At 39.5% G+C, this 674-nt stretch carries 1 protein-coding gene; it reads left to right on the top strand.

What is annotated here, in order from left to right; genetic code table 11:
- Positions 1-438 precede the first annotated feature (438 nt).
- Positions 439-672 carry a hypothetical protein gene (locus IE163_RS12240; protein ID WP_229833554.1) on the top strand — a complete coding sequence of 78 codons (234 nt, stop codon included), beginning with the start codon at positions 439-441 and terminating at the stop codon, positions 670-672.
- The last annotated feature ends 2 nt before the right edge of the window (positions 673-674 follow it).

Here is a 674-nt window from a genome sequence, read left to right as displayed (position 1 = left end):
TGTTGCCCCGCTGAATAATATGTTGCGCATATCCAGGTAAGCTAAAACGAGGTTGTCGCGGCATAAGGATGATAGTTAGTTAAATAATGTTAAATATTGTTTAAATAACTTGTTTTTGCAAGTTTTCGCTTTATAAATATTGTACCGATTTTGTTTAGAGATCTGACCCCGAAGGTTTTCGCAAAAGGCGGGCTTGTTGTTCGGTATCTGACCCTGAAGGTTTGCGCGGTGTGACTGCCGGGCAGGTAATCACCTTACTTAAAAGTAAGCCCTCAGTTTTTAGAGAAGGCCCATATCCAGAAGTAAATGGAGATTGGAAATTTAACTTGAAAGGGTTAGCTGCAGGCAAAGTTATTGAATTGACTGTTGCGCTCAAGAATCATCATGACAGTCCTATGTCAGTTCTGGTTACTGTTTGGATCGATTAAAGAGGTTGGTATGTACCATTACACTGAAAGCGGTTTATCAAATGTGTATCTCAAGAATGGTTTTACCGTTGAAGAAATCGATGGTGAAGAATATACAAGTATTGATGATATGAACGGCCTTCATAGAACGATTGCACAGGCTGTTGTCGATAGCAGGAAACCACTTACGTGTCAACAACAATCCAATAGTGATCCACCCCAACAATCTAAAAGTGATCCACTACTCTTTAGTTTTATCCATTAATC

The organism is Alishewanella longhuensis, assembly GCF_014653435.1.
In the GTDB taxonomy this organism is placed as follows: Bacteria; Pseudomonadota; Gammaproteobacteria; order Enterobacterales; family Alteromonadaceae; genus Alishewanella; species Alishewanella longhuensis.
Note: the sequence above shows the minus strand (reverse complement) of the source record. Positions and strands in the feature narration are given on the sequence as shown.